Origin of the sequence: Streptomyces sp. NPDC058674 (assembly GCF_042716505.1) — a bacterium.
Classification (GTDB): domain Bacteria; phylum Actinomycetota; class Actinomycetes; order Streptomycetales; family Streptomycetaceae; genus Streptomyces.
The window spans coordinates 78,857-101,484 of record NZ_JBHXSC010000011.1; the positions used below are offsets into that span (position 1 = coordinate 78,857).

The 22,628-nt window shown below is 72.9% G+C and carries 16 protein-coding genes and 1 pseudogene; 3 read left to right on the forward strand and 14 right to left on the reverse strand.

From position 1 onward, the window contains the following. Positions 1-144: 144 nt before the first annotated feature. Entirely contained in the window at positions 145-774 is a 630-nt protein-coding gene (locus tag ACFWU6_RS08820; RefSeq protein ID WP_383979578.1) for a hypothetical protein, read from the forward strand. A 106-nt stretch (positions 775-880) separates the two neighbouring features. On the opposite strand, the gene ACFWU6_RS08825 is transcribed toward ACFWU6_RS08820, so the two are convergent. The 9 genes and pseudogenes from ACFWU6_RS08825 to nrdR all read right to left on the reverse strand — a co-directional run bounded on the left by ACFWU6_RS08825 (position 881) and on the right by nrdR (position 11,035). Further along, positions 881-1,513, reverse strand: a complete 633-nt coding sequence (locus ACFWU6_RS08825; RefSeq protein WP_383979649.1) for a hypothetical protein — start codon at positions 1,511-1,513, stop codon at positions 881-883. 76 nt (positions 1,514-1,589) lie between these two features. Then, complete coding sequence (locus tag ACFWU6_RS08830; RefSeq protein ID WP_383808379.1) at positions 1,590-2,300, reverse strand: ribonuclease HII; 711 nt, start codon at positions 2,298-2,300, stop codon at positions 1,590-1,592. Between the two features lie 572 nt (positions 2,301-2,872). Beyond that, positions 2,873-3,670: pseudogene (locus ACFWU6_RS08835) on the reverse strand (DUF4173 domain-containing protein); the annotation flags it as partial. An 8-nt stretch (positions 3,671-3,678) separates the two neighbouring features. Continuing rightward, a complete protein-coding gene (locus ACFWU6_RS08840; RefSeq protein WP_383979583.1) occupies positions 3,679-4,830 on the reverse strand; it encodes a DUF4153 domain-containing protein in 1,152 nt (383 codons plus the stop codon). A 167-nt stretch (positions 4,831-4,997) separates the two neighbouring features. After that, positions 4,998-5,915 carry an ADP-ribosylglycohydrolase family protein gene (locus ACFWU6_RS08845; RefSeq protein WP_383808373.1) on the reverse strand — a complete coding sequence of 306 codons (918 nt, stop codon included), beginning with the start codon at positions 5,913-5,915 and terminating at the stop codon, positions 4,998-5,000. 11 nt (positions 5,916-5,926) lie between these two features. After that, the gene (locus ACFWU6_RS08850) at positions 5,927-6,586 is read right to left on the reverse strand and encodes a histidine phosphatase family protein (RefSeq protein ID WP_383808370.1); all 660 of its coding nucleotides are present in this window, start codon (positions 6,584-6,586) and stop codon (positions 5,927-5,929) included. 82 nt (positions 6,587-6,668) lie between these two features. Then, complete coding sequence (locus ACFWU6_RS08855) at positions 6,669-7,274, reverse strand: YdbC family protein (protein ID WP_383808367.1); 606 nt, start codon at positions 7,272-7,274, stop codon at positions 6,669-6,671. Between the two features lie 212 nt (positions 7,275-7,486). Next, complete coding sequence (locus ACFWU6_RS08860) at positions 7,487-10,378, reverse strand: vitamin B12-dependent ribonucleotide reductase (RefSeq protein ID WP_383808364.1); 2,892 nt, start codon at positions 10,376-10,378, stop codon at positions 7,487-7,489. Between the two features lie 144 nt (positions 10,379-10,522). Next, positions 10,523-11,035 (reverse strand): transcriptional regulator NrdR, encoded by a 513-nt coding sequence (gene nrdR / locus ACFWU6_RS08865; RefSeq protein WP_383808362.1) that lies wholly within the window; start codon positions 11,033-11,035, stop codon positions 10,523-10,525. A gap of 470 nt (positions 11,036-11,505) precedes the next feature. On the opposite strand from nrdR, the gene lexA reads away from it, so the two are divergent. Then, positions 11,506-12,297 (forward strand): transcriptional repressor LexA, encoded by a 792-nt coding sequence (lexA, locus tag ACFWU6_RS08870; RefSeq protein WP_383808359.1) that lies wholly within the window; start codon positions 11,506-11,508, stop codon positions 12,295-12,297. A 90-nt stretch (positions 12,298-12,387) separates the two neighbouring features. On the opposite strand, the gene ACFWU6_RS08875 is transcribed toward lexA, so the two are convergent. The 5 genes from ACFWU6_RS08875 to ACFWU6_RS08895 form a co-directional block, all read right to left on the reverse strand. Continuing rightward, the gene (locus ACFWU6_RS08875; RefSeq protein WP_383808356.1) at positions 12,388-14,358 is read right to left on the reverse strand and encodes an ATP-dependent DNA helicase; all 1,971 of its coding nucleotides are present in this window, start codon (positions 14,356-14,358) and stop codon (positions 12,388-12,390) included. Between the two features lie 51 nt (positions 14,359-14,409). Beyond that, on the reverse strand, positions 14,410-16,281 hold the full coding sequence (locus tag ACFWU6_RS08880; RefSeq protein ID WP_383979589.1) for an IucA/IucC family protein: 1,872 nt from the start codon (positions 16,279-16,281) through the stop codon (positions 14,410-14,412). Between the two features lie 104 nt (positions 16,282-16,385). Then, positions 16,386-17,066, reverse strand: coding sequence for a GNAT family N-acetyltransferase (locus ACFWU6_RS08885; RefSeq protein ID WP_383808351.1), 681 nt, complete (start codon positions 17,064-17,066; stop codon positions 16,386-16,388). Positions 17,067-17,098: 32 nt separating this feature from the next. Further along, on the reverse strand, positions 17,099-19,051 hold the full coding sequence (locus ACFWU6_RS08890) for an IucA/IucC family protein (protein WP_383979594.1): 1,953 nt from the start codon (positions 19,049-19,051) through the stop codon (positions 17,099-17,101). Between the two features lie 538 nt (positions 19,052-19,589). Then, positions 19,590-21,173, reverse strand: a complete 1,584-nt coding sequence (locus ACFWU6_RS08895; protein ID WP_383979600.1) for a diaminobutyrate--2-oxoglutarate transaminase family protein — start codon at positions 21,171-21,173, stop codon at positions 19,590-19,592. Positions 21,174-21,330: 157 nt separating this feature from the next. Between ACFWU6_RS08895 and ACFWU6_RS08900 the strand changes: the two genes are divergently transcribed. Then, entirely contained in the window at positions 21,331-22,500 is a 1,170-nt protein-coding gene (locus tag ACFWU6_RS08900; protein ID WP_383808343.1) for a trypsin-like serine peptidase, read from the forward strand. Positions 22,501-22,628 lie beyond the last annotated feature (128 nt).

Here is a 22,628-nt window from a genome sequence, read left to right on the forward strand (position 1 = left end):
GCAATTGCTCGTTGCCGCATCCTCGGGGGCCACGCGAGAATCGGAGTGCTCCCGCTCGGCTCCCCGGTACTCCCCCGGGCCGGGCCGCGGCGCGCCCACACTCCAGCCGTGCCCGTCCGCGGGCGTGTACCCGAAGGGAGGACCGTGACCTTCGGATTCGCCCCGCCCTCGACCACGTCCCTGGCCATGTCCACCGGCGGCGCCAACCGGCACGGCAGACTGCTGGAACCCGCCGAATGGACAGCCGCCAACATTCCCCTGCTCCGCAATCCGCGCGAGGTGGTCAGCGGCCTGCACTCCCGGCACGGTCCGGTGCCGTCCACCGCCGTGATCGCCGTCCTCGGCCCGGAGGAGCAGCTCGTCGCGAGCGCCTCCTTCGTACAGCGGTCGGTCTCAGCCGACGGCTGGGAGTACCGCAACGCCCTGCTGTCGCGGCTGCGCCGGATCCTCCCGCACGACCTGCGGCGGCGGACCCCGGTGCGGACCGCGGTGTTGCTCTACTGCCGGGACGGCGACGAACGCTGGACCGAGGAGGACGGGGCCTGGATGTGGGGGCTGCGGGACGCCTGCACCCTGCACGGGCTGCGCTGCGGTGCGTACATCACGCTGACGCACGGCGGCTGGCAGGTGCTCGGCGAGGGCCGGGGCGGCCGACGGCCGTGCTCGGACTCGAAGCCCCGCGAACTCGGCGACCACGCCAGCGAGTTCGCCCCGCTCGCCTTGCACAGCGGCGGCGGCGCGAGCGAGGCGCTCCGCCGGACCGCCGCCCGCTGACCCGGTCCGGCGGAGCGCCTCAGCGGGACGGCTCGGACCCGGACCTCGGCGGGGCGGGCTCATCGCCCGCCCCGCCCCGGGCCTACCCGAGCCTCAGCACGGGGCGTCAGACGCCCGCACCCAGCACGGAGTTGATCCGCTGGACGTCGCCGCACACGATCAGCAGCGCACCGGCTCGCGCGAGGGCGACCGGAAGTGCCTCCGCGAGGGTGTCGACCGGTCCGCCGTTGGCCGCGAAGACCACGACGGGACGGTCGGCGGCTCGTCCGGCCTGCGCCGCGTCCGCGTAGAAGACGTCGTCCTTCGCGTCGTGCAGGGCCCAGTAGGCGGCCTCGCCGAAGGACAGCTCGTGTGCGGCCCACGGATGCGGGTCGCCGGTGGTGAGCACCAGGATGTCGCCGGGCGCGCGCCCGGTGTCGAGCAGCAGGTCCACGGCTTCTTCGGCCGCGTCCAACGCGCCCTCGGCCGAGGCCGGGATCAGCTGGACCTGCGGCACCGCCGCCGAGACGGACGGTGTGGCGGGAGCCGCAGCGGGGGCGGCGGCTGCGGGGACGGGTCCGGTGGCCGCCTGCGGCGCCCGCTGCGCGGGCGGTGCGGGCCGGACGGGACCGGGGCGTCCGGGCCGCGGTACGGCGGCGGGACGCGGACCAGGTACGGGACGGGGGGTCTGCGCGGTGCGGCTCGCGGCCGGCGTGACGCGGGGACCCTGGGCACTCTCGTGAATCTGAGGCTCCTCGATGGCGGGGTGAGAGTCGGGCGTTGCTATCTATCAAACACCGGTACGAAACGTACCGGTCGGTGGCACGTGGGTGCGATCAGAATTCGAAGCCGAGTTGGCCTCCGTTTTCCAGCTCCGCCAACTCCTCGCTGCGCCGCACCTTCTTGAGGTGGCGCCACCTCGGCAGGGCGTCGAGGTACGACCACGAGAGGCGGTGGTGGGGCGTCGGTCCCCGCTCCTCCAGCACCGCCCGGTGCACGGGCGAGGGGTAGCCGGCGTTCGCGGCGAAGGCGAAGTCCTCGATCCCGCCGCCCTGTTCACCGAGCTCGGCCATCATCCGGTCGCGGCGGACCTTGGCGATGACCGACGCGGCGGCGACGGCGACGCAGGACTGGTCTCCCTTGATCACCGTACGGACCCGCCAGGGCGGGCCGAGGTAGTCGTGCTTGCCGTCGAGGATCACCGCGTCCGGCCGCACCGGCAGGGCCCCGAGGGCCCGCTCCGCCGCGAGCCTCAAAGCGGCGGTCATCCCCAGTGCGTCGATCTCCTCCGGGGAGGCGTGCCCGAGGGCGTGCCCCGTGACCCAGTCCTCCAGGACGTCGAGCAGCGCCTCGCGCCGCTTGGGGGTGAGCAGCTTGGAGTCGGTGAGTCCGGCCGGCGGCCGGCGCAGGCCGGTGATCGCCGCGCACACGGTGACGGGACCGGCCCAGGCCCCTCGTCCGACTTCGTCGACCCCGGCTATGACCTTGGCGCCGGTGGTTGCACGGAGGGAGCGTTCGACGGTGTGGGTGGGTGCTTCGTACGGCATGGCGCCAGCAAGGTTACGCCGCCCCGCGCCGCCTGCACACCCCGGCCCCGGTCCGAGCCGCCGCAGAGCCACTCCCGGCTCCCCGGGCCCGCCCTCCCGACTCCCCGGGACCCGGCCCCGGACCATCCCGCCGGTACGTCCGGGGGGATGGTCCGGGGGCTCACGCCCTCGGCGACGGCACCATCGCCTCATCGACCGTCCGCGCGATGTACGGATGCGGCCATTCGCTGCCGCACACCTGTGCCCGGCACATCACCACCGCCGCACTGACGTCCACGATGCACGGACCCGTCGCATCGGCCGCGCGTCCCTACATGCTATTTTCCGCACTCCGCCGGCTCCCCGACCCGCCACCGGGCCGGTCCGCGCAGCCCGACCGGATGGCGTCGCGGAAGTGCCCGGCATGCGCACGGTCGCATGCGTGAAGCACCGCTCGCAGGGCCTGACCGGCGGCGACCGCACGACGTCCCGCATCCGCGCGCACATCAGGGACAGATCCGGCTGCTCCGATGCGTCGTAGGGCGTCGCCCGTTCGCGCCGCGCTCCGGTGCCGTGCCCGGGGCGTACGCGGGTCAGGACCCGAAGCGGCTCCCGAAGGTGCCGAGCCGCGAGCAGACCTCGTACGGGGCCGTGACCGGACGCTCGCGCAGGATCTCGCGGGCCCGGTACTCGCCCAGGCTCATCGCGTACCAGGGGACGTTCCCCGCCCGGTGCAGATCGTCGTTGATCCCGCGCAGCGCGCAGGAGCGCTGGGGCTCCGGCAGCCCGTCCAGGGCGGGTACGGCGTCCGCCGACAGGGACTGGAAGTAGGCCAGGTCGATCTTTCCGTCCCGCGCGAACCGGGCCGCGTTGCGTTCGGCGACCATCCCGTCCGGCGAGAGGAGCCCGAAGGCCAGGACGGCGGCTGCCGCGCTCGCGGCGAGCGCGCGCGGCAGCCGGCTCGCGCCGAAGACCCCGGCGACCATGATCAGTACGATGACCAGTCCGAGCCACAGCTCCATGGCGGCGACCGACACCCGCAGCCGGGTCAGCCCGTACGCGTCCACGTAGAGGTCCATCCTCCGCAGCGCGGAGGCGACCACGACCAGGGTCAGGGCGCACAGCGACCCGAGCACGACGCGGACGAACCGCCGGTCGCCGGCGCCGCCCCGCGGCGCCCAGCGCAGGGCGAGCGCGATCACGGCGAGCGTCAGCAGCGTGGCCCAGAGCAGCTGCCAGAAGCCCTGGCGGGCGTACGAGGCGTAGCTGAGGCCCGTGCTCCGCATGATCTTGTCGTAGCCGCCGAGCAGGACGGCCAGCTGCACCGCGTTGAATCCGGCGAACAGCAGGTTGAGCACGACGAGCGGAAGGGCCCATTCGAGGCGGGACCGCGGGGCGGCTACCGCGGGCCGGTCGAAGCGGGGTGCATGTCGGTGCCGGTGACCGGGTCGGGGAAGTCGGGCAGGCGCCCGGTGCAGGGGTTGGAACTTCGGCTCGGGGTCGCTTTGCACGCCCAGCACTGCGAAGCTAAGCCGCCGGTATCGCCGGAAGGCCTCACAGGAGAGCGCTGACCAGATCTGGGAAGGCCGGCCCAAGTGGCGGGCGGAGGACCTCCACCGCGCCGCCCGCGGCGGCCACATTTGCCGGGAGCGACGGTGATCCGGTCCCAGCGCAGCGGGGCCGCGGCGACGCGTGCCGCGGCCAGTGCGAGGACGGCGCCGAGGAGGAAGAGCAGGCCGCGGACCGGCCCGTCCCCGACGGAGACGTCGGGCGCCAGCCCGCTCAGCAGATCGGCGAAGGCGGCGTCGGCGGAGGCGAAGAGGGCGCCGAAGAGCAGCAGCAGACCCAGGGCCACAGCGGCTGCCCTGGCCACCGGAAGCCAGCGGTCCTTGCTGATTCCGCTGCGGGAGCGCAGTCCCTCCCGGGCCCAGCCAAGACCGGACACGGCGGCTTCGAGGAAGCCGATCGGGCTGAGCAGGATGCCCGGCCAGGTGCGGCTGCCGTGCAGGGCCAGCGCTCCGAGCAGGACGGCGCAGAGGATCGCGAGCGTGGACGGCCATGCGGAGTCGCGCAGGGCCGGTACGGCGAGGAGGGCGAGGCAGCCGACCGCCCAGGCGGTGCTCCAGGGGCGGGCGGTACGCAGGGCCGTGCGGGCCGCGGCGTACGCGGCGACGGCGGCGGGCAGGACCGCGAGCAGCAGGCCGACCCCGAGGCCGTCGCCCAGCAGCAGGGCGGCGGCGAGCCCGGCGACGAGGGCCGCGACGAGCGTGGCGGTACGGACGGGGGCGGCTTCGGCCGGCCGCACCAGTTCGGCCCACGCGGGCGGCGCGGCGGCCTTGGTGCGGGCGGCGGCCGCTGTCCGTTCGCGTTCGCGGCGCTGGTGCGCCTGCCAGGCCTGCCACGCGGCTGCGTCGGCGGGCGTCCCGGGCGGTCCCCCCGGCCCGGGACCAGGCACCGGCGGCACGGGCGCGGCGGACGGCGCGTCACCGCCCCTGCCCGCGGCACCACCCGCTGCCTCGACTCCGTCCGCCCCGTCGGTGGTGTCCGTCATCGGGTTCCCCTCCCCTGTCGGCCGCCCCCGGCGTTCCGGTGGGGGTGGCGAAGCGGAAAGAATAGGCCCGTGACGTGCACTTTCAGCCAGGCGCCCCTGGACCCTGTGGCAGGAACGTGACAATCGGCGGCCGGATGTCGCCGGGGCGGGGCATCCCCGGCGGACGGTTAGTGCTTCGCCGACTCCGGCAGCCAGGCCGGCAGGGTCTCGGTGCGGGCCAGCCAGGCTGCCGGCAGCACCTCGTCCCCGCGCGCCCCCAGCACTCCTCCGACGATGGCGCAGGTCGTGTCCACGTCTCCGCCCACCTGCGCGGTGGTCCAGAACGCCCGCTCGTAGTCGTCCAGGGCCCGCGCCGCCGACCACAGGGCGAACGGCACGGTGTCGTGCGCGCTCGTGCGCCGCCCGCAGCCCAGCACCGCCGCGACCGTCGTCGCGTCGCCGTAGTCCAGCATGTCCCGCGCCCGCCGCACCCCGGCGCCCACGGCGCTGCGCGGCACCAGCGCGATGACCCCGTCCAGCAGGTCGGCGGCCTTCGGCGGACCGCCCGGAGCGGCTGCCAGCGCGGCCGCCGCGGCTACCGCCATGGCCCCACACACGGCCTCACGGTGCTGATGGGTGGTGTAGGCGGAGATCTCCGCCTGGTGCGTGGCCTGCTCGGGGTCGTCGGCGTACCAGGCGCCCAGCGGTGCGATCCGCATGGCGGCGCCGTTGCCCCACGAGCCCTGGCCGTTGAAGAGTTCGGCGGCGAGCGTGCGCCAGTCCTCGCCCTCTCGGACCAGCCGCAGCATGCGGTTGACGGCGGGGCCGTAGCCGCGGTCGAAGTCGTGGTGGTGCGCGAAGGAACTGGCGAGCGCGTCCTGGTCGATGCGGCCGTACTCGGCCAGCACCGCGACCACCGAGCAGGCCATTTCGGTGTCGTCGGTCCACTGCCAGGTCTCGGCGCCGGCCGGCAGCTCGCGCCGCTTGAGCAGCGGGTAGTTCACGGGGACGAAGTACTGGGAGCCCAGGGCGTCACCCAGGGCCAGCCCGCGGAGGCTGGCCATGGCGCGTGCGTGGCGCCTTTCGGAGGAGGAGTCAGCGGTCATCCCGCGTCACTCTAGCCGTCCAGGTCGTAAGGCTCGGGTGTGGTCCACCGTTCAAACGGGCGGTCCATCCGGTACCGGCCGTCCGCGCCCAGCTGAAGCACCCGGAATTCGCCGTTCCCAGGGTTGGAGAGGGCTTCGAACTCGGCCACCGACCAGTGGAACCAGCGCATGCAGAAGAGCCGCATCGTCAGCCCGTGGGTCACCAGCAGGACGTTCTCCGGGTGGTCCTCCGCCTCGAAGCTGCGGTAGAGGCTCTCGAGGAAGGAACCGACCCGGTCGTAGACGTCCGCCCCCGACTCGCCCTGCGCGAAGCGGTAGAAGAAGTGGCCGTACGCGTCCCGGTACGCCTTCTGGAGCCGTACGTCGTCCCGGTCCTGCCAGTTTCCCCAGTCCTGCTCGCGCAGCCTCGGCTCCTCGCGCATCCGGACCCGCGTCGGGTCCAGCCGCAGCTCCCGGAAGGTCTGCAGGGTGCGGCGGTAGGGGGACACGTACGCGCTGATCGTCTCGTCGCCGAAGAGCCTGCGCAGGCCCACGCCCGCCTCCGCCGCCTGTTCGCGCCCCTTCCGGGTGAGCCGCAGGGCGTGGTCGGGCTCCCTCTCGTAGACCGAGTCGTCGGCGTTCCCCTCCGACTCCCCGTGCCGGACAAGGACGATGCGCCGTGGTCGTACCATCCCTCGACCCTATTCGGCCACCGCCGGGCGGGCGCACCGGGCACGCCGTAGGCCCTTCGGATCGTCGTACGGTCCTACCGCCTCACACGGTCCAGGAGGGTTCGAGGTCCACCACGTCGCCGGTGAGGGCCTCCACATCGGCCTGGATCTGGGCCCGGAGCGACAGCCGTTCGACCCGCTCCTGCCGGTACTTGCCGTGCTCGGCGGCCGCGTGCCACATGGACAGCACCAGGAACTCCCGGCCGGGAGCCTCGCCGAACAGGCCTCGGACCATGCCGGGAGAGCCTGCCATGGCCGGATTCCACACCTTCTCCTGCATGAGCGCGAAGTGGTCCACGCGGCCCTCGCGGACCCGGGTGTGCGCCACCCGGACGACGTCGGCGTCGGTGAAGCGCGGCTCGAAGCCGGTCTTCACGTCGAAGCGGTGGTCGAAGAGGGTCGCCCGCAGGTCCGTGTAGGTGCCGTTCTGGGCGGCGGCCAGGCGGTCGTGCGCGCGGGCCATGAAGGAGTCGTAGAAGGAGCGGCTCTCCCAGAACGTGAAGACGTGCGCGATCCCCGGCCGGGACCGGCTCCAGCCGCCGCCCTGTCCCCGGAATCCCGGCTCCCCCGGCAGCCCCGCCCATTTGCGCTGCCCGCGCTCGAACCCGCGTCGGTCCGTCACCGTGCAGCGAATCCACTTGACCAGCACGGCGCCATCGTACGGTCCCGGCGCGGCCCGGGTCAGTCCCCGGCGTGGTGGATCGCCACCGGTTCGGCGGCCTCCCGCGCGGGCGGGCGAGTGCCGAACTCCCGGTCGAGTGCGCCGGGATCGTCGCGGAGGGGGTACGCCCGAGGGCGGTGGCGCCCGATGACGAGCCCCACCGCCCTGAACCGCTGCTTCACGCCCAGCCGGCGCCGAGATCAGCTGCAGCCGCTGGTGGAGCCGCAGCCCTCGCAGATGTAGCAGGAGCCGGCGCGCTGCATCTTCGTACCGCAGGAGAAGCAGAGCGGGGCGTCGGCGGAGACGCCGAGCTGCATCTCGACCAGTTCGGCGTTGCTGTGCGCCGTCTTCGGGGCCGGGACCTCGGCCACCGCGACCGGCTTCGGGGCCGAGGGCACCGCCGTCAGCGGGGCCGACTGCGCCAGGGTCTCGGTGTCGAGCTGCTCACCGTCGAGCGGCTCGTACGAGCCGGTGTCGAGGTGGCGCTGACGCTCCTCGGCGGAGTGGATGCCGAGCGCCGAGCGGGTCTCGAAGGGCAGGAAGTCGAGCGCGACACGGCGGAAGATGTAGTCGACGATCGACTGCGCCATCCGCACGTCCGGGTCGTCCGTCATGCCGGCCGGCTCGAAGCGCATGTTCGTGAACTTGGCGACGTACGTCTCGAGCGGGACGCCGTACTGCAGACCGACCGAGACGGCGATGGAGAAGGCGTCCATCATGCCCGCGAGGGTGGAACCCTGCTTGGACATCTTCAGGAAGACCTCGCCCAGGCCGTCGTCCGGGTAGGAGTTCGCCGTCATGTAGCCCTCGGCGCCACCGACCGTGAAGGAGGTGGTGATCCCCGGGCGGCCCTTCGGAAGGCGCTTGCGGACCGGACGGTACTCGATGATCTTCTCGACCGCCGCGCGGATGGTCTCCTCGGCCTTCTCGGTGACCTCGGCCTTCTCCTCCTCCTTCTTCTTGGCGGAGAGGGGCTGGCCGACCTTGCAGTTGTCGCGGTAGATCGCGAGCGCCTTGACGCCCATCTTCCACGCCTCGAAGTAGATCTCCTCGATCTCCTCGACGGTCGCCGTCTCCGGCATGTTCACCGTCTTCGAGATCGCGCCCGAGATCCACGGCTGGATCGCGGCCATCATGCGGACGTGGCCCATCGCGGAGATGGAGCGCTCGCCCATGGCGCAGTCGAAGACCGAGTAGTGCTCGGTCTTCAGACCGGGGGCGTCGACGACCACACCGTGCTCCGCGATGTGGGTGACAATCGCCTCGATCTGCTCCTCCTGGTAGCCCAGGCGGCGCAGGGCCTGCGGGACGGTGCCGTTGACGATCTGCATCGAGCCGCCGCCGACGAGCTTCTTGAACTTGACCAGGGCCAGGTCCGGCTCGACACCGGTGGTGTCGCAGGACATCGCGAGACCGATGGTGCCGGTCGGCGCGAGGACGGACGCCTGGGAGTTGCGGAAGCCGTTCTTCTCGCCGAGGCGGAGGACGTCCTGCCAGGCCTCGGTGGCCGCGGCCCAGATCGCGCTGTCCAGGTCCTCGGTGCGCGGGGCGACGGCGTTGGCGTCGGCGTGCTGCTTCATGACGCGCTTGTGCGAGTCGGCGTTGCGGGCGTAGCCGTCGTACGGGCCGACGATGGCGGCCAGCTCGGCGGAGCGCCGGTAGGCGGTGCCGGTCATCAGCGAGGTGATCGAGGCGGCGAGGGTGCGGCCGCCGTTCGAGTCGTACGCGTGGCCGGTGGCCATCAGCAGGGCGCCGAGGTTGGCGTAGCCGATGCCCAGCTGGCGGAAGGCGCGGGTGTTCTCGCCGATCTTCTGCGTCGGGAAGTCCGCGAAGCAGATGGAGATGTCCATCGCGGTGATGACGAGCTCGACGACCTTGGCGAAGCGCTCGGCGTCGAAGGACTGGTTGCCCTTGCCGTCGTCGTTGAGGAACTTCATCAGGTTGAGCGAGGCGAGGTTGCAGGACGTGTTGTCCAGGTGCATGTACTCGCTGCACGGGTTGGACGCGGTGATGCGGCCGGACTCGGGGCAGGTGTGCCAGTTGTTGATCACACCGTCGTACTGGATGCCCGGGTCGGCGCAGGCCCACGCGGCCTCGGCGAGCTTGCGGAAGAGCGCCTTGGCGTCGACCTTCTCGATGACCTCGCCGGTCATGCGGGCACGCAGGCCGAACTGGGTGCCGTTCTCGACGGCCGTCATGAACTCGTCGTTCACGCGGACGGAGTTGTTGGCGTTCTGGTACTGGACGGACGTGATGTCGTCGCCGCCCAGGTCCATGTCGAAGCCCGCGTCGCGCAGGGCGCGGATCTTCTCCTCTTCCTTCACCTTGGTGGCGATGAAGTCCTCGACGTCCGGGTGGTCCACGTCCAGCACGACCATCTTGGCCGCGCGGCGGGTGGCGCCGCCCGACTTGATCGTTCCTGCGGACGCGTCGGCGCCGCGCATGAAGGAGACCGGGCCGGAGGCGTTGCCGCCGGAGGAGAGGAGCTCCTTGGAGGAGCGGATGCGGGAGAGGTTCAGGCCGGCGCCGGAGCCGCCCTTGAAGATCATGCCCTCTTCCTTGTACCAGTCGAGGATCGACTCCATGGAGTCGTCGACGGCCAGGATGAAGCAGGCCGAGACCTGCTGCGGCTGGGGCGTGCCGACGTTGAACCAGACCGGGGAGTTGAAACTGAAGATCTGGTGCAGGAGGGCGTAGGTGAGCTCGTGCTCGAAGATCTCCGCGTCGGCGGGCGAGGAGAAGTAGTCGAAGTCCTCACCGGCCTTCGTGTAGGTCTTCACGATCCGGTCGATCAGCTGCTTCAGACCGGTCTCGCGCTGCGTGGTGCCCACCGCGCCGCGGAAGTACTTGCTGGTGACGATGTTGACCGCGTTCACCGACCAGAAGTCGGGGAACTCGACGCCACGCTGCTCGAAGTTGACCGAGCCGTCGCGCCAGTTGGTCATGACGACGTCACGGCGCTCCCAGCTCACCTCGTCGTACGGATGTACGCCGGGGGTGGTGTGGATGCGCTCGATACGCAGGCCGCCCTTGGCAGGCTTGGTTCCCTTGGCGCGGGAACCTCGTGCCGAGCTGCTCGCCGTCTCTGTCATGCCAGGCCTCCCATATGCGGGCAAAAACGCCCTAAAGTGCCAGCGTTATTCCGCGGCACGGTGCTGTGTCTTGTATCTACGTTTCTTCGCCGGGCCGACCGGCCGCGCCGCGGTGCGAAAGGCTCCCCGGCGCGGGCCGTCCGGTCAGTCGGCGGCGGAGGCGGGCACGGGGACCGGAGGGGTCCCACCGGGCTCGCACTCTTCGGGGTGAGTCCGTGGCACGCGGAGTTCCGCGATGGCGGCCTCGAAGTCTTCGAGCGTGTCGAACGCCTTGTAAACGGACGCGAACCGGAGGTACGCGACCAGGTCGAGCTCCTGCAGCGGACCGAGTATGGCCAGACCCACGTCGTGGGTGGTCAGCTCGGCGCTACCGGTGGCGCGCACCGCCTCTTCGACCCGCTGGCCGAGCTTGGCGAGGGCGTCCTCGGTGACCGGCCGCCCCTGGCACGCCTTGCGCACGCCGGAGATGACCTTGGTACGGCTGAAGGGTTCCGTCACCCCGCTGCGCTTGATCACCATCAGCGAGGCCGTCTCCACCGTCGTGAAGCGACGGGAGCAGTCGGGGCACTGACGGCGCCGGCGGATCGACGTGCCGTCGTCCGTGGTGCGGCTGTCGACGACGCGGCTGTCGGGGTGCCTGCAGAAGGGGCAGTGCATGGTTCCCTCACCCTCCTTCTCCGGCACGTTCCGAAACACCCCGCCGAACCCCTCAACGGCAGAGACGAGGCTCTGTCGGGGGCTCGTGGAGCAGCCTCCAGCATATGCGATGCCGGGACCCTCGACGGACCGAGGACCACAACTTCTGGGCGGCCGCGCTCATCCAACCACTAGATCTTGGGTTGTGGTGGATTTTCACGGCTCCGCGTGTCGCGGCGCCGGGAGTGCTCCCGAGAGGCCGCGCGGTGCCACACTGGGCCCGGACCGGACGGAGGCGGCCCGACCGGGAAGGGTACCGTAGGCAGCGGACCCCGGACCGAACCCCTGTTCGGCAAGCCGATCGTCTATACACCTCTCTAAATGGCCACGCCGGGCGATCTCCGATTTTTCACTCGAACGTGTGTTTGGCGCAACCTTTCGAAAGCTACTACCGTTGTCCAGCTAGGGAGAACATTTCGAGAGGGGCCGACGTGACCACGACCGCAGACAGTGCCACCATCACTGCCCAGAACCGCTCCCAGAGCCGACTTGAGCCGGTGCATGCCATGAATGACGCAAACCTGAACCCGGAGGCGGAGCCCGCACGCCCCGCCCGCTCGCTGCCAGGTCGACCTCCAGGCATCCGCGCCGACAGCTCCGGACTCACGGACCGGCAGCGGAGGGTCATCGAGGTCATTCGCGACTCGGTGCAGCGGCGCGGCTACCCGCCGTCGATGCGCGAGATCGGTCAGGCGGTCGGACTCTCCAGCACGTCGTCCGTCGCACACCAGCTGATGGCGTTGGAGCGCAAGGGCTTCCTGCGCCGCGACCCGCACCGCCCCCGGGCGTACGAGGTGCGCGGCTCGGACCAGCCGAGCTCGCAGCCCACGGACACCACCGGCAAGCCCGCCGCGTCCTACGTCCCGCTGGTCGGCCGGATCGCGGCCGGCGGCCCGATCCTGGCCGAGGAGTCGGTCGAGGACGTGTTCCCGCTCCCCCGCCAGCTGGTCGGCGACGGAGAACTGTTCGTTCTCAAGGTCGTCGGCGACTCCATGATCGAAGCCGCCATCTGCGACGGCGACTGGGTCACGGTCCGCCGCCAGCCGGTCGCGGAGAACGGCGACATCGTGGCCGCGATGCTGGACGGCGAGGCCACGGTCAAGCGCTTCAAGCGCGAGGACGGCCACGTCTGGCTGCTCCCGCACAACGCCGCGTACCAGCCGATCCCCGGCGACGAGGCGACCATCCTCGGCAAGGTCGTCGCCGTACTGCGTCGGATCTGACTCCGACGCCCCTGTCCAGCCCTGGGACCTACTGCGCCGGTCCCAGGGCTGCTTTGTGTCCTCTGCTACGCCCCTGCGTCCACGGCGCGCCTACTTCCCGTCCGCCTGAGCCGATGCGTCGATGGCGGCCAGGGAGCGGCGGGCCTGGTTGCGGTCCGTGGTGTACCAGAAGTCCGGAAGGGTGGCCCGCAGGAAGCTGCCGTACCGGGCCGTGGCCAGCCGGGGGTCCAGCACCGCGACGACACCGCGGTCACCGGTGGCCCGTACGAGACGGCCGGCGCCCTGGGCCATCAGCAGCGCGGCGTGCGTGGCCGCGACGGCCATGAACCCGTTCCCGCCGTGCTCCTCGACCGACTTCTGCCGGGCGCTCATCAGCGGGTCGTCGGGGCGGGGGAAGGGAATCCTGTCCATGACCACGAGCTGGCAGCTGGGACCGGGCACGTCCACGCCCTGCCACAGGGACAGGGTCCCGAAAAGGCAGGTCTTCGGATCGCCCGCGAACGCCTTGATCAGCTCGCCGAGCGTCTCCTCGCCCTGGAGCAGGATCGGGTTGTCGATCCGGCCGCGGAGTTCCTCGGCGGCCGCCTTGGCACCGCGCATGGAGGAGAAGAGCCCCAGGGTGCGGCCGCCGGCCGCCTCGATCAGCTCCGCCAGCTCGTCGATCATGTCGCCCCGGGTCCCCTCGCGGCCGGGGGTGGCCAGGTGCTTGGCGACGTAGAGGATGCCCTGCTTCGGGTAGTCGAAGGGCGAGCCGACGTCCAGGCCCTTCCAGAGCGGTACGTCCTCCCCCTCGACGCCCTCCGCCGACAGTCCCAGTGAGGCCGCGATCCCGTTGAAGTCGCCGCCGAGCTTGAGGGTGGCCGAGGTCAGGACCACCGAGCGGTCCTCGAACAGCTTCTCGCGCAGCAGGCCGGACACCGACAGCGGGGCGACCCGGAGGCTGGCGCCGAACCGGTCGTGGCGCTCGTACCAGACCACGTCGTACTCGGAGCCGTTGGCGATTCGCTCCGCCACCCCGTGGACGCCCTCCACCGCGGCGAGGGCCTGCTTGCGCACGGCGTCCTCGTCGTGGACGGACTTGTCCCGGGTGGAGCCGATCGCGGAGATCACGTTGCGCGCCGCGTCCCGCAGGGCCATCAGTGCGTAGCCGAGGTCCTCGGGGACTTCCTCCAGCCGGCCCGGGAGCGCCAGCTCCATGACCCGTTCGAAGGACTCGGAGGCGGTCTGCAGGGAGTCGGCGGTCTTCTCGTCGACGAGCTTGGCCGCGCGCTTCACGGCCCGGTTGACCTGGCCCGGAGTCAGCTCGCCGGTGGCGACGCCGGTGACCCGGGAGACCAGCTCGTGGGCCTCGTCCACGATCAGCACCTCGTGCTGGGGCAGGACCGGGGCCCCCTCGATGGCGTCGATCGCGAGCAGGGCGTGGTTGGTGACGACCACGTCCGCGAGCTTGGCGCGCTCGCGGGCGGCCTCGGCGAAGCACTCGGCGCCGTAGGCGCACTTCGTCGCGCCCAGACACTCCCGGGAGGAGACGGAGATCTGCGACCAGGCCTTGTCCGAGACGCCGGGAGTCAGGTCGTCGCGGTCGCCGGTCTCGGTCTCGTCCGCCCAGTCGCGCAGGCGCAGCAGGTCCTGGCCCAGCTTGCTGGTGGGGGCGGCCGCCTCGAACTGGTCAAAGAGGCCCTCCTCCTCGTCCTGCGGCGCACCCTCGTGCAGGCGGTGCAGGCACAGGTAGTTGGAGCGGCCCTTGAGCATGGCGAACTGCGGGCGGCGGCGCAGCTGCGGGTGCAGTGCCTCCACCGTCCGGGGCAGGTCGCGCTCGACGAGCTGCCGCTGGAGGGCGAGGGTCGCGGTGGCGACGACCACCCGCTCGCCGTGTGCCAGGGCCGGCACCAGGTAGCCGAGGGACTTTCCGGTACCGGTACCGGCCTGGATGAGCCGGTGGGAGTTGTCGTCGATCGCTTCGGCGACGGCTTCGGCCATGGCCACCTGGCCGGGGCGCTCCGTGCCGCCGACGGCGGAGACGGCGGCGTGCAGCAGGTCGGGGAGGGAGGGCTTCGTCATAGCACTGCCAACCCTACGGGGCGCCGCCGACAGCGACCGCACCGACGGGAGTCACGGCTGGTACAGGGGGTTGGGAACGGTGCCGTACTGCACCGCGTGCGGTCGTTCGGAGCGGTCCCGGTAGCCGTCCTCGTAGAGCCGGTTCCGGTTCAGACAGAGCCGTCCGATGCGTTCGCCGAGCAGGTCGAAGAGCTCGTGGCGCTCTTTGAGCTCGGGGAAGCGGGCCTGGTGGCGCAGGATCTCCGCCCGTACGAGGGACCAGAAGTCGCTCTCCGGGACCCCCATCCGGTCTTCGCACAGGGCCGCGAGGTAGCGGAAGACGCCGACGAAGAGCCCGGAGTGGATGAACTGGGGCAGGAAGTCGGCGGGCTCGGTGAGCAGCACGGCCCGGACCTCTTCGGGCAGGGCGGCGAGCTCGGGCAGCGGTTCGTCGCTGATGTTGATGTCGTCCACGAAGTCCTTGACCGCGAGGCGGACGGGGACGTCCTGCTCGTCGAAGACGACGATGGCGTTCTCTCCGTGCGGGGAGAAGACGGTGCCGTAGCGGTAGAGGAAGTGGAGCAGCGGCGGCAGGAGGGCGGCGAAGAGCCGCTGGAGCCAGGCGGCGGGCGTCAGGCCGGACCGGGCGACCAGCTCCGCGGTGAAGGAGCGGCCGCGCGCGTCGGTGTGCAGGAGCGAGGCGAGCGTGCGGGCGCGCTCGCCGGGCGCGAGGTGGCCGGCCAGGGGCTCGCGCCAGATCGCGCCGAGGAGTTCCTTGTACTGGTACGGGACCTCGGGGAGCTGCTCGTACACGGGGTGCCGGACGGTGACCGAGGCGACCTCGCCGAGCAGGATGACCCGGCACTCGTCACGGAGGAAGGGGTCGGCGTCGCGGAGGGAGTGGATCCAGGCGGTGACGGCGGGGGCGGCCAGGGCCAGCTCGGTGGGCAGCCCGCGCCAGACCATGGTGTTGAAGACGGAGAGCGGGAGTTTGACGCTGTGCCGCTCGGGGTGGGTGAGGTTGAGGAACGTGCGGATCGACTGCTGGGGCAGGCGCAGGTCGGGGTCCGCGGGGAGCGGGACGAGGGCGCCGGAGGCCAGCGCCGGGGCGAAGAGCGGAAGGACGATCTCGTCCCACTGCCAGGGGTGGACGGGGAGGTAGAGGTAGTGGAGCGGGTCGAGGCCCCGGTCGCGCAGGGCCCGGTCGTAGGCGGTGCGGGTGACGGGCTCCAGCTCGGCCGTGTAGAGGCGGGCGGGGTCTTCGAGTCCGGCCGTGCCCCGGTAGGCGGCGAGCGAGGTGTGGGCGGCGAGCCAGGGCAGGCGCTGCGGGGTGCGCGCCTCCGGAGCCCAGGCGGCGGTGTCGGCGGCGGAGAGTCCGATCCGCCCCTTGTTGAGGACGAGCCAGGGGTGACCGGTCTGGTGGCCCTCCAGGGCTGCGTAGCCCAGGTCGGCCAGGACGTCGGCGGTGAGTGCGGTGTGCTCGATCCTGGCGTCGGCGGAGAGGGTGGCACTGAGCTCGCGGACGAGGTGGCCGAGGGTGGGCCCGTCGAGGCGCAGCAGACCGCGGGCGCGGACGAGGAAGTCGTACGGGTCCCCGAAGGCGGTCGGCGGCCGGGGGTCGGTGGGCGGCGGACTGAGGGTGATGCTGTCGGAGGCGACCTGCCAGCTGTCGTACGAGCGGCGGCGGGCCCGGAAGCCGAGGCTGCTGCCGTCGTCGAGGGGCAGGGTCCAGGCGTCGCCGGCGGTGGAGGCGGCGGAGCTCGCGGCGGGGAGCGGGGTGACGATCTCCTCGTAGGCGAACTCGGCGAGCATCTTCGCGAGCAGGCGGCGTCCGGCGGCTTCCCAGGTCGGGCGGGTCAGTTCGGGGGGTGTGCAGGGGTGCTGGGGCGACAGCGGCAGGCAGGCCCCCGCGGAGGAGTCGGGGGCGGCGGGGAAAGTCGGCACGGGACTCCTCGAAGATCGGGAACTTTGCTGCGTCACGCAGAGTTTTCGAAGGGAGAGCTGTGAGTGAGTGGTGGTACGGGTGATCGGGGCAGGCGGGGCGGCACTCAGAGGAGATTGCGCAGCGCCCGCTCCCGGATCATCAGGGCCGCCCGCTTCTCGGGGAGGTCGATCTCCGCCGAGCAGCGGAAACCGGAGTTCAGGAAGGCTGATACGGAGGGGGTGTTGCGGATGTCCGGTTCGGCGATGACCCGTGTGCAGCGGGGGCGGTGGTCGAGCACGAGGTCGGCGACGGCGCGCAGCAGGACGGCGCCGAGGCCGCGGCCGCGGTTTGCGCGGTCTCCGATGAGCAGGTGGATACCCGTGTCGTGGGGGCGCGCCGGGTAGTGGCGGGACAGCGGGTCGAGGTCGGCCCGGTAGATCTCCCAGTAGCTCATCGGCGTGCCGTCGAGGAGGCCGATGCAGGGGATGCTGCTGCCGTCTCCGTCGAGTTGTGCTCGCAGGTGGGCCGCGGTGACGGTGGCCGGGCCGGAGAGCTCCCAGTAGGCGGCGACCTCGGGGTCGTTCATCCAGCGGGTGAGGAGGGCCAGGTCCCGCGCCGGCCGTACGGGTTCGAGGCGGAAGGCTCCGGCGGTGGTGGGGGCGGCGCTCCAGGCTGCCGGGGAGTCGAGGAGCTCCGCCTCGGCGAGCAGGGGCAGCCGTTGGGAGCGGCGTCGAAGCCCGCTGTGGGTGGTTCCGTGGCCGGTTGCCGTGTCCGCGGAGGGTGTGGGGGTATCGGTGGAGGGCATCAGAGGCTCTTCTCCGCTTCCGTGGTGGCGTGTCAACCGTGGAGGGGGTTGGCGATGGTGACGTAGACGGACTGGGTGTCGACGGGGCCGACGAGCTCGTCGAGGCCTCCCAGGCGGGTGAGCAGGTTCGCCTTGCAGCGCAGGGTGGGTGAGTCGAGCAGCCGGGCGGGGAGCGGGCCGAGGCCTGCGGCCTTCCCGAGGAAGCGGCGGAAGGCCGCGAGCAGGACGCGTTCGTCCGCGAGCTGTTGGGAGCCGAAGGCGCCGATGACGCCGAGCACGTTGTTGATCCCGAGGTAGTAGGCGAAGCGTTCGTCGGTGACGGCATCGGAGACGAAGGTGTCGCTGGCGCTGCCGATGCCGGGCAACCGGTTCTCCAGCTCCGCGCGGTGGGACTCGCGGAAGTAGTAGCCCTGGTTGTCGCGGTAGCGGCCGCCGGCCGGCCAGCCGGCCGGGTCCAGGAGGACCAGGGTGTTCTGCTGGTGCGCTTCGAGGGCGATGCCTGCGAGGGCGTCGAAGGCGAGCACGGGCAGGACGACGTGGTCGAGGTAGCGCAGGAACCACTCGGCGGCGACGGCGGACGTGGTGCGTCCGGTGGCGACGGCGAGGCTGCGGACGATCTCGGCGAGCCGGGAGCTCATGGTGGCCCGGCCGGGCCACGGGCGGGGGGAGGTGAGTGCGGCGACGCAGACCGCGTCGTCGCCCGGGCGGAAGGGGTTGTGGCGCAGCAGTGCGTCGAGTCCGGGGACGGGGGTGCCGTCCGGGGCGTCGACGGCGACCCAGGCGGGGTCGCGCACGATGTCGAAGCGCGGGTGGGCGGCTTGCCACTGTTCGGCGAGGCCGGTGCGGAGCAGGCGGTGCACCTCGACGCCGCGGTGGAGCTCCTTGCGGAGGTTCTCGCGGCGGGAGTTGGTGATGCGCAGGCCCAGGGAGAGCTTGAGCATCGCAGGGGCGCCGGGGCGGTGGACGGTGCGGACGGAGGAGGTGGGGTACCAGGGGTCGCCGTACGGACCCAGGTCGTGGAGGAGCCCCGCGTCGCGCAGGGCGGTGACGGCGGGGCGCTGGAGCAGTTCCCGTGCCTGCCAGGGGTGCAGGGGAAGGGGGGTCGCGCCGGCGGGGAGCGGGAGTCCGGGGGCGAGCCGTGCGAGGAGCCGGGCGGCGGAGACGGGGCGGCCGCCCTCGGTCCAGGCGGAGTCGGTGGCGAGGGCGGACGGGGCTACCGCGAACCAGTGCAGGGGGAAGGAGCCGTGGAGTTCGGGTGAGTAGCGGCGCGCCTCGGTTTCGGAGAGTCCTTCGCGGCTCTTCGGGTCCGGTTGGAGGGGGTGACCGAGGAGGAGGGACTGTTCGGCGGTGAGGAAGCGATCCGCTTCGACGGCCGCCGGGGCGACGGGGCGGGCCCGCCGGTCGGCGATGAACTCCGCGGTGCGGCGCACGGAGTCGGCGACCCGGCCGACGAGGTCGGCGGTGCCGTTGCCGTTGCCGTTGCCGTCGCCGTCGCGGTAGGCGCCCTCGCGGGCGATGAGCGCGGCGAGGGTGACGGCGTCCAGACCCGGGGCGTCGCCCGGGGCGGCTTCGATCCGGGCTCCGGCGAAACGGTGCCAGCCTGCCCGGGACCAGTGCCGGACGGTGACGAGCAGGACCGCGCCGGATGCGGCCAGGGGGATCCGCAACGGCGTCCCGGCCGGGCCGTCGGGCCTCCCCAGTCCGGTTTCCCGCACCCAGCAGCGGAGCAGGTTCTCCACCGCCGCCGCCTCGGCTGCGACGGCAGGGTCGGCATGGTCCAGGGGGTCGGAGCCCACCTCGTGCTCCGCTCCGGGCGGGCGGGTTCGGACCGCCCGGCTCCTGGGGACACCGTCCTTCTGCCGCGGAACCGTCCGCTGATCCGCCGGAGGCGGGTCGGCGTCCGCGGCCGCTACGGCCGGGCCGCGGCCCGGGACCGCCGGACCGGGGGCCGCCGGCACCTCGGCCTTGGGCGCGGTGGTCACCATGGAGGCGACCCCCGGGTAGGAGGCCGGCAGGTCGGCGGCCGGTGGGGTGGGCGGCCTTGGGTTCGGTTGGGTGGGGTGTTCCGAGGCGACCCAGGCGAGTCCCGGGCGAGGGGCGGACGGCGGTAGCTGCGGTGTGCCCGCGGCCGGCCCGGGTCGGCTCTGCTCCGCGGCACGCAGCCCGGGGCCCGGGCCGCACAGGCTGGGCGCCGACTCGGGCCCGAGCTCCGGCCCCGGCTGCGGCCCCAGCTCGGGCCGAGCCTCGGACGCCGGCTCCGGCTCCGGCTCCGGCTCCGGCTCCGGCTCCGGCTCCGAGGGCGGCTGCCACTCCCCGGCCGTCGCACCCCCCGGCCGGTCCGGGCGCCCCGGCTGCCGGTCCCGGGTCGGTGGGGCGCCGGGGTCCGCCGGGGGGTGCGGCGACGGCCGGCCGGGTGTCGGGGAGGCCGGGGCGGGCGCCTGGATCCAAGAGCGGGCGGTCTCGGCCGGGAGGGAGCTCGGGTCGGGCTGACGGGGGTCGGGCATCGCGGGTCCTCCGGTGCGTTCAGCGGGGCCGGCGGGCGGCGGCCGGGATGGCGTCGGCCAGGCGGTCGAGGACCGCCGCGGCCTGTTCGTCGGTGAGGGTCAGCGGCGGGAGGAGGCGGGCGACGGCGGAGTGGCGGCCGCCGAGTTCGATGATCAGGCCGCGGTCCAGGCACTCCTCGCGGACGGCCGCGGCGAGGGCGGGGGCGGGGGCCCCCGTGTCGGGGTCGACGAGTTCGACGCCGATCATCAGGCCGCGGCCCCGTACGTCCCCGATGCAGGAGTGGGCCGCGGCCAGGCCCCGCAGGGCCGTCATCATCCGCTCGCCCAGGGCCGCCGCGCGCTCGGCCAGCCGGTTCTCGCGTACGTAGGCGAGCGTGGCGGTGCCGGCGGCCATGGCCAGCTGGTTGCCGCGGAAGGTCCCGGCGTGCGCGCCCGGCGGCCAGACGTCCAGGGCCGCGCGGTAGACGACGACGGCCAGCGGCAGGCTGCCCCCGATGGCCTTCGACAGGACCATCACGTCGGGCACCACACCGGCGTGGTCGACGCCCCAGAAGGCGCCGGTCCGGCCGACACCGGTCTGCACCTCGTCGGCGATGAGCGCGATCCCGCGCGCCGCGGTGATCTCCCGCATCCGCCGCAGCCAGGCGTCCGGCGCCGGGAGGACCCCGCCCTCGCCCTGCACCGGTTCGACGATCATCCCGGCGGGAGCGGGCACCCCGCCCTTGGGGTCGTCCAGCAGGCTCTCCGTCCAGCGGGCGGCGAGCTCCGCCCCCTGCGCGCCACCGATCCCGAACGGGCAGCGGTGGTCCTGCGGGTACGGCAGGCGGGTCACCCGGACGTCCGGGGCGCCGCCCGAGGCGTCCAGGGCGCCGGCGGTCATGCCGTGGTAGGCCCCGGTGAAGGCGAGCATCCCCTGGCGGCCCGTCGCGGCGCGGACCAGCTTGAGGGCGGCCTCCACCGCGTCCGTGCCGGCCGGCCCGCAGAACTGGACGCGCGCGTCGGCGGCCAGGGCCGGCGGCAGGTTGGCGAAGAGCTCGGTGGTGAAGGCGTCCTTGACGGGGGTCGCGAGGTCGAGGACGTGCAGCGGCGCCCCGGAGTCCAGGACGCCCCGGATCGCTTCGAGCACCACCGGGTGGTTGTGCCCCAGCGCCAGGGTGCCGGCGCCGGAGAGGCAGTCGAGGTAGCGCCGGCCGTCCGCCCCCTCGATGGTCAGTCCGCGGGCGCGCACCGGGACGATGGGCAGGGAGCGCGCGTACGTACGGGCGGCGGACTCCCGCTGCCCCTGCCTGCGCAGGATGCCCTCGGCGAAACCGGCCCCGGACCCCGGACCGGACCCCGGACCGGGCGCCGGGCCGGCACCCGGGCCGGCACCCGGGCCGGCACCCGGGCCGGCACCCGGGCCGGCACCCGGGCCGGCACCCGGGCCGGCACCCGGGCCGGGCGCCCGGCCGCCCTGCGGAGGTACCTGCGGCGGAAGTTGCGCGGCGCCCGCAGTCGCCGCGGGCTCGGTCAAAGCCACGAGTGTCGGTCCTCCCGCACGGATTGCTCTTCCGGAGTGCGCTTCGAACGTGAACGCTGCTCCCCCATCCCCCGTACGTACCAACGACGATGGCGGCGGCGGATCACGGGTGGGCCCAAGATCCTTGCCGGGCCAGGCCGGACAGGCGGGAACCGCGGCCCCGGCCGGTGTCGTCCTGGGCGGCAGCGGCATAGTGGGGTGCTGCACTCCACGCCTCGAATCCAACAGGGGGACGAAAGACATGCGACCGAACCGACCGGTCACCGCGATCCTGTGCGCGGCCGCGCTCGCGCTGACCGCCGCGGCCTGCGGCCCCGGCGACGGGGAGGCCGGCGGCGACGCCAAGCCGACCGTGGCGGCGAGCCTCCCGGGTACGGACGGGATCAACATCCCGGACCAGCTCAAGGACAGGCTCAGGCAGCACGGCATCGACTTGGAGAAGTGGAAGGGGGGCGAGTGGAAGAACTGGAAGAGAGAGGACTGGCTCCGCGAGGCGGGCGACTACGTCAACCCGATCATCGAGGGTCTGTGGGACCCGGACCGGATGCGTGACGCCGAGCAGCCGCAGCGCCCCGTCGTCGATCCGGACGCGGGCAGGGACCAGGGCGTCACCGACCCGGCACCGGTGCCGGTGGCGGCCGTTGCGGCGACTCCGCCCTACCACCAGAGTGCCCCGGAGGCCGGCAAGGTCTTCTTCGACGGGCCCGAGGGCTCGATGGTCTGCTCGGCGACCGTCGTCAAGGACCCCGCGCACCCCGGCAAGTCCAACATGGTCTGGACGGCCGGCCACTGCGTGCACGCGGGCAAGTCCGGCGGCTGGTACCGCAACATCGCCTTCGTCCCGTCCTACAACAACGCGGGCAAGCCCGCCGCTCAGCTCAAGGGCGCCCCGCGCGAGCAGGTGGCTCCCTACGGTGTCTGGTGGAGCGACTGGGCGCAGACCTCCGACCAGTGGATCGCGAGCGGCGGTCCGACCGGCGGCGCGGGCGCCCCGTACGACTTCGCCGTGCTCCACGTGACCCCGGAGTCGGGCAGCGGCAAGTCCCTGGAGGAGACCGTCGGTTCGGCTCTGCCGGTGGAGTTCAACGCCCCGGCCGTGCCGAAGGTCTCCACGATCACGGCCACGGGCTACCCGGCGGCAGCCCCCTTCGACGGCCAGCGGGCCTTCCGGTGCGCCGGCAAGCCGGGCCGGCTGTCGCTGAACGCGGCCGCCCCCGTGATGTACCGCATCGGGTGCACGATGACCGGCGGTTCCTCCGGTGGCGGCTGGGTCGCGGCGGGCGCCGACGGCAAGCCGGCCCTGGTGTCGAACACCTCGATCGGTCCGGTCAAGGCGGGCTGGCTGGCCGGGCCCCGTCTGGGCCCGGAGGCGAAGGGCATCTTCGACGCCGTGAGCGGCAAGTTCAAGTAGTCGTCCGGTCACGGCGGGCCGCCCGCGGCGACGGCGGACGGCACGGCGGCGAGCCGGCCGGGACCAGCGAGGGCCCCCTGCGGTGCAGGGGGCCCTCGGCCGTCTTCAGGTGCGTGCGCCCGCACGCG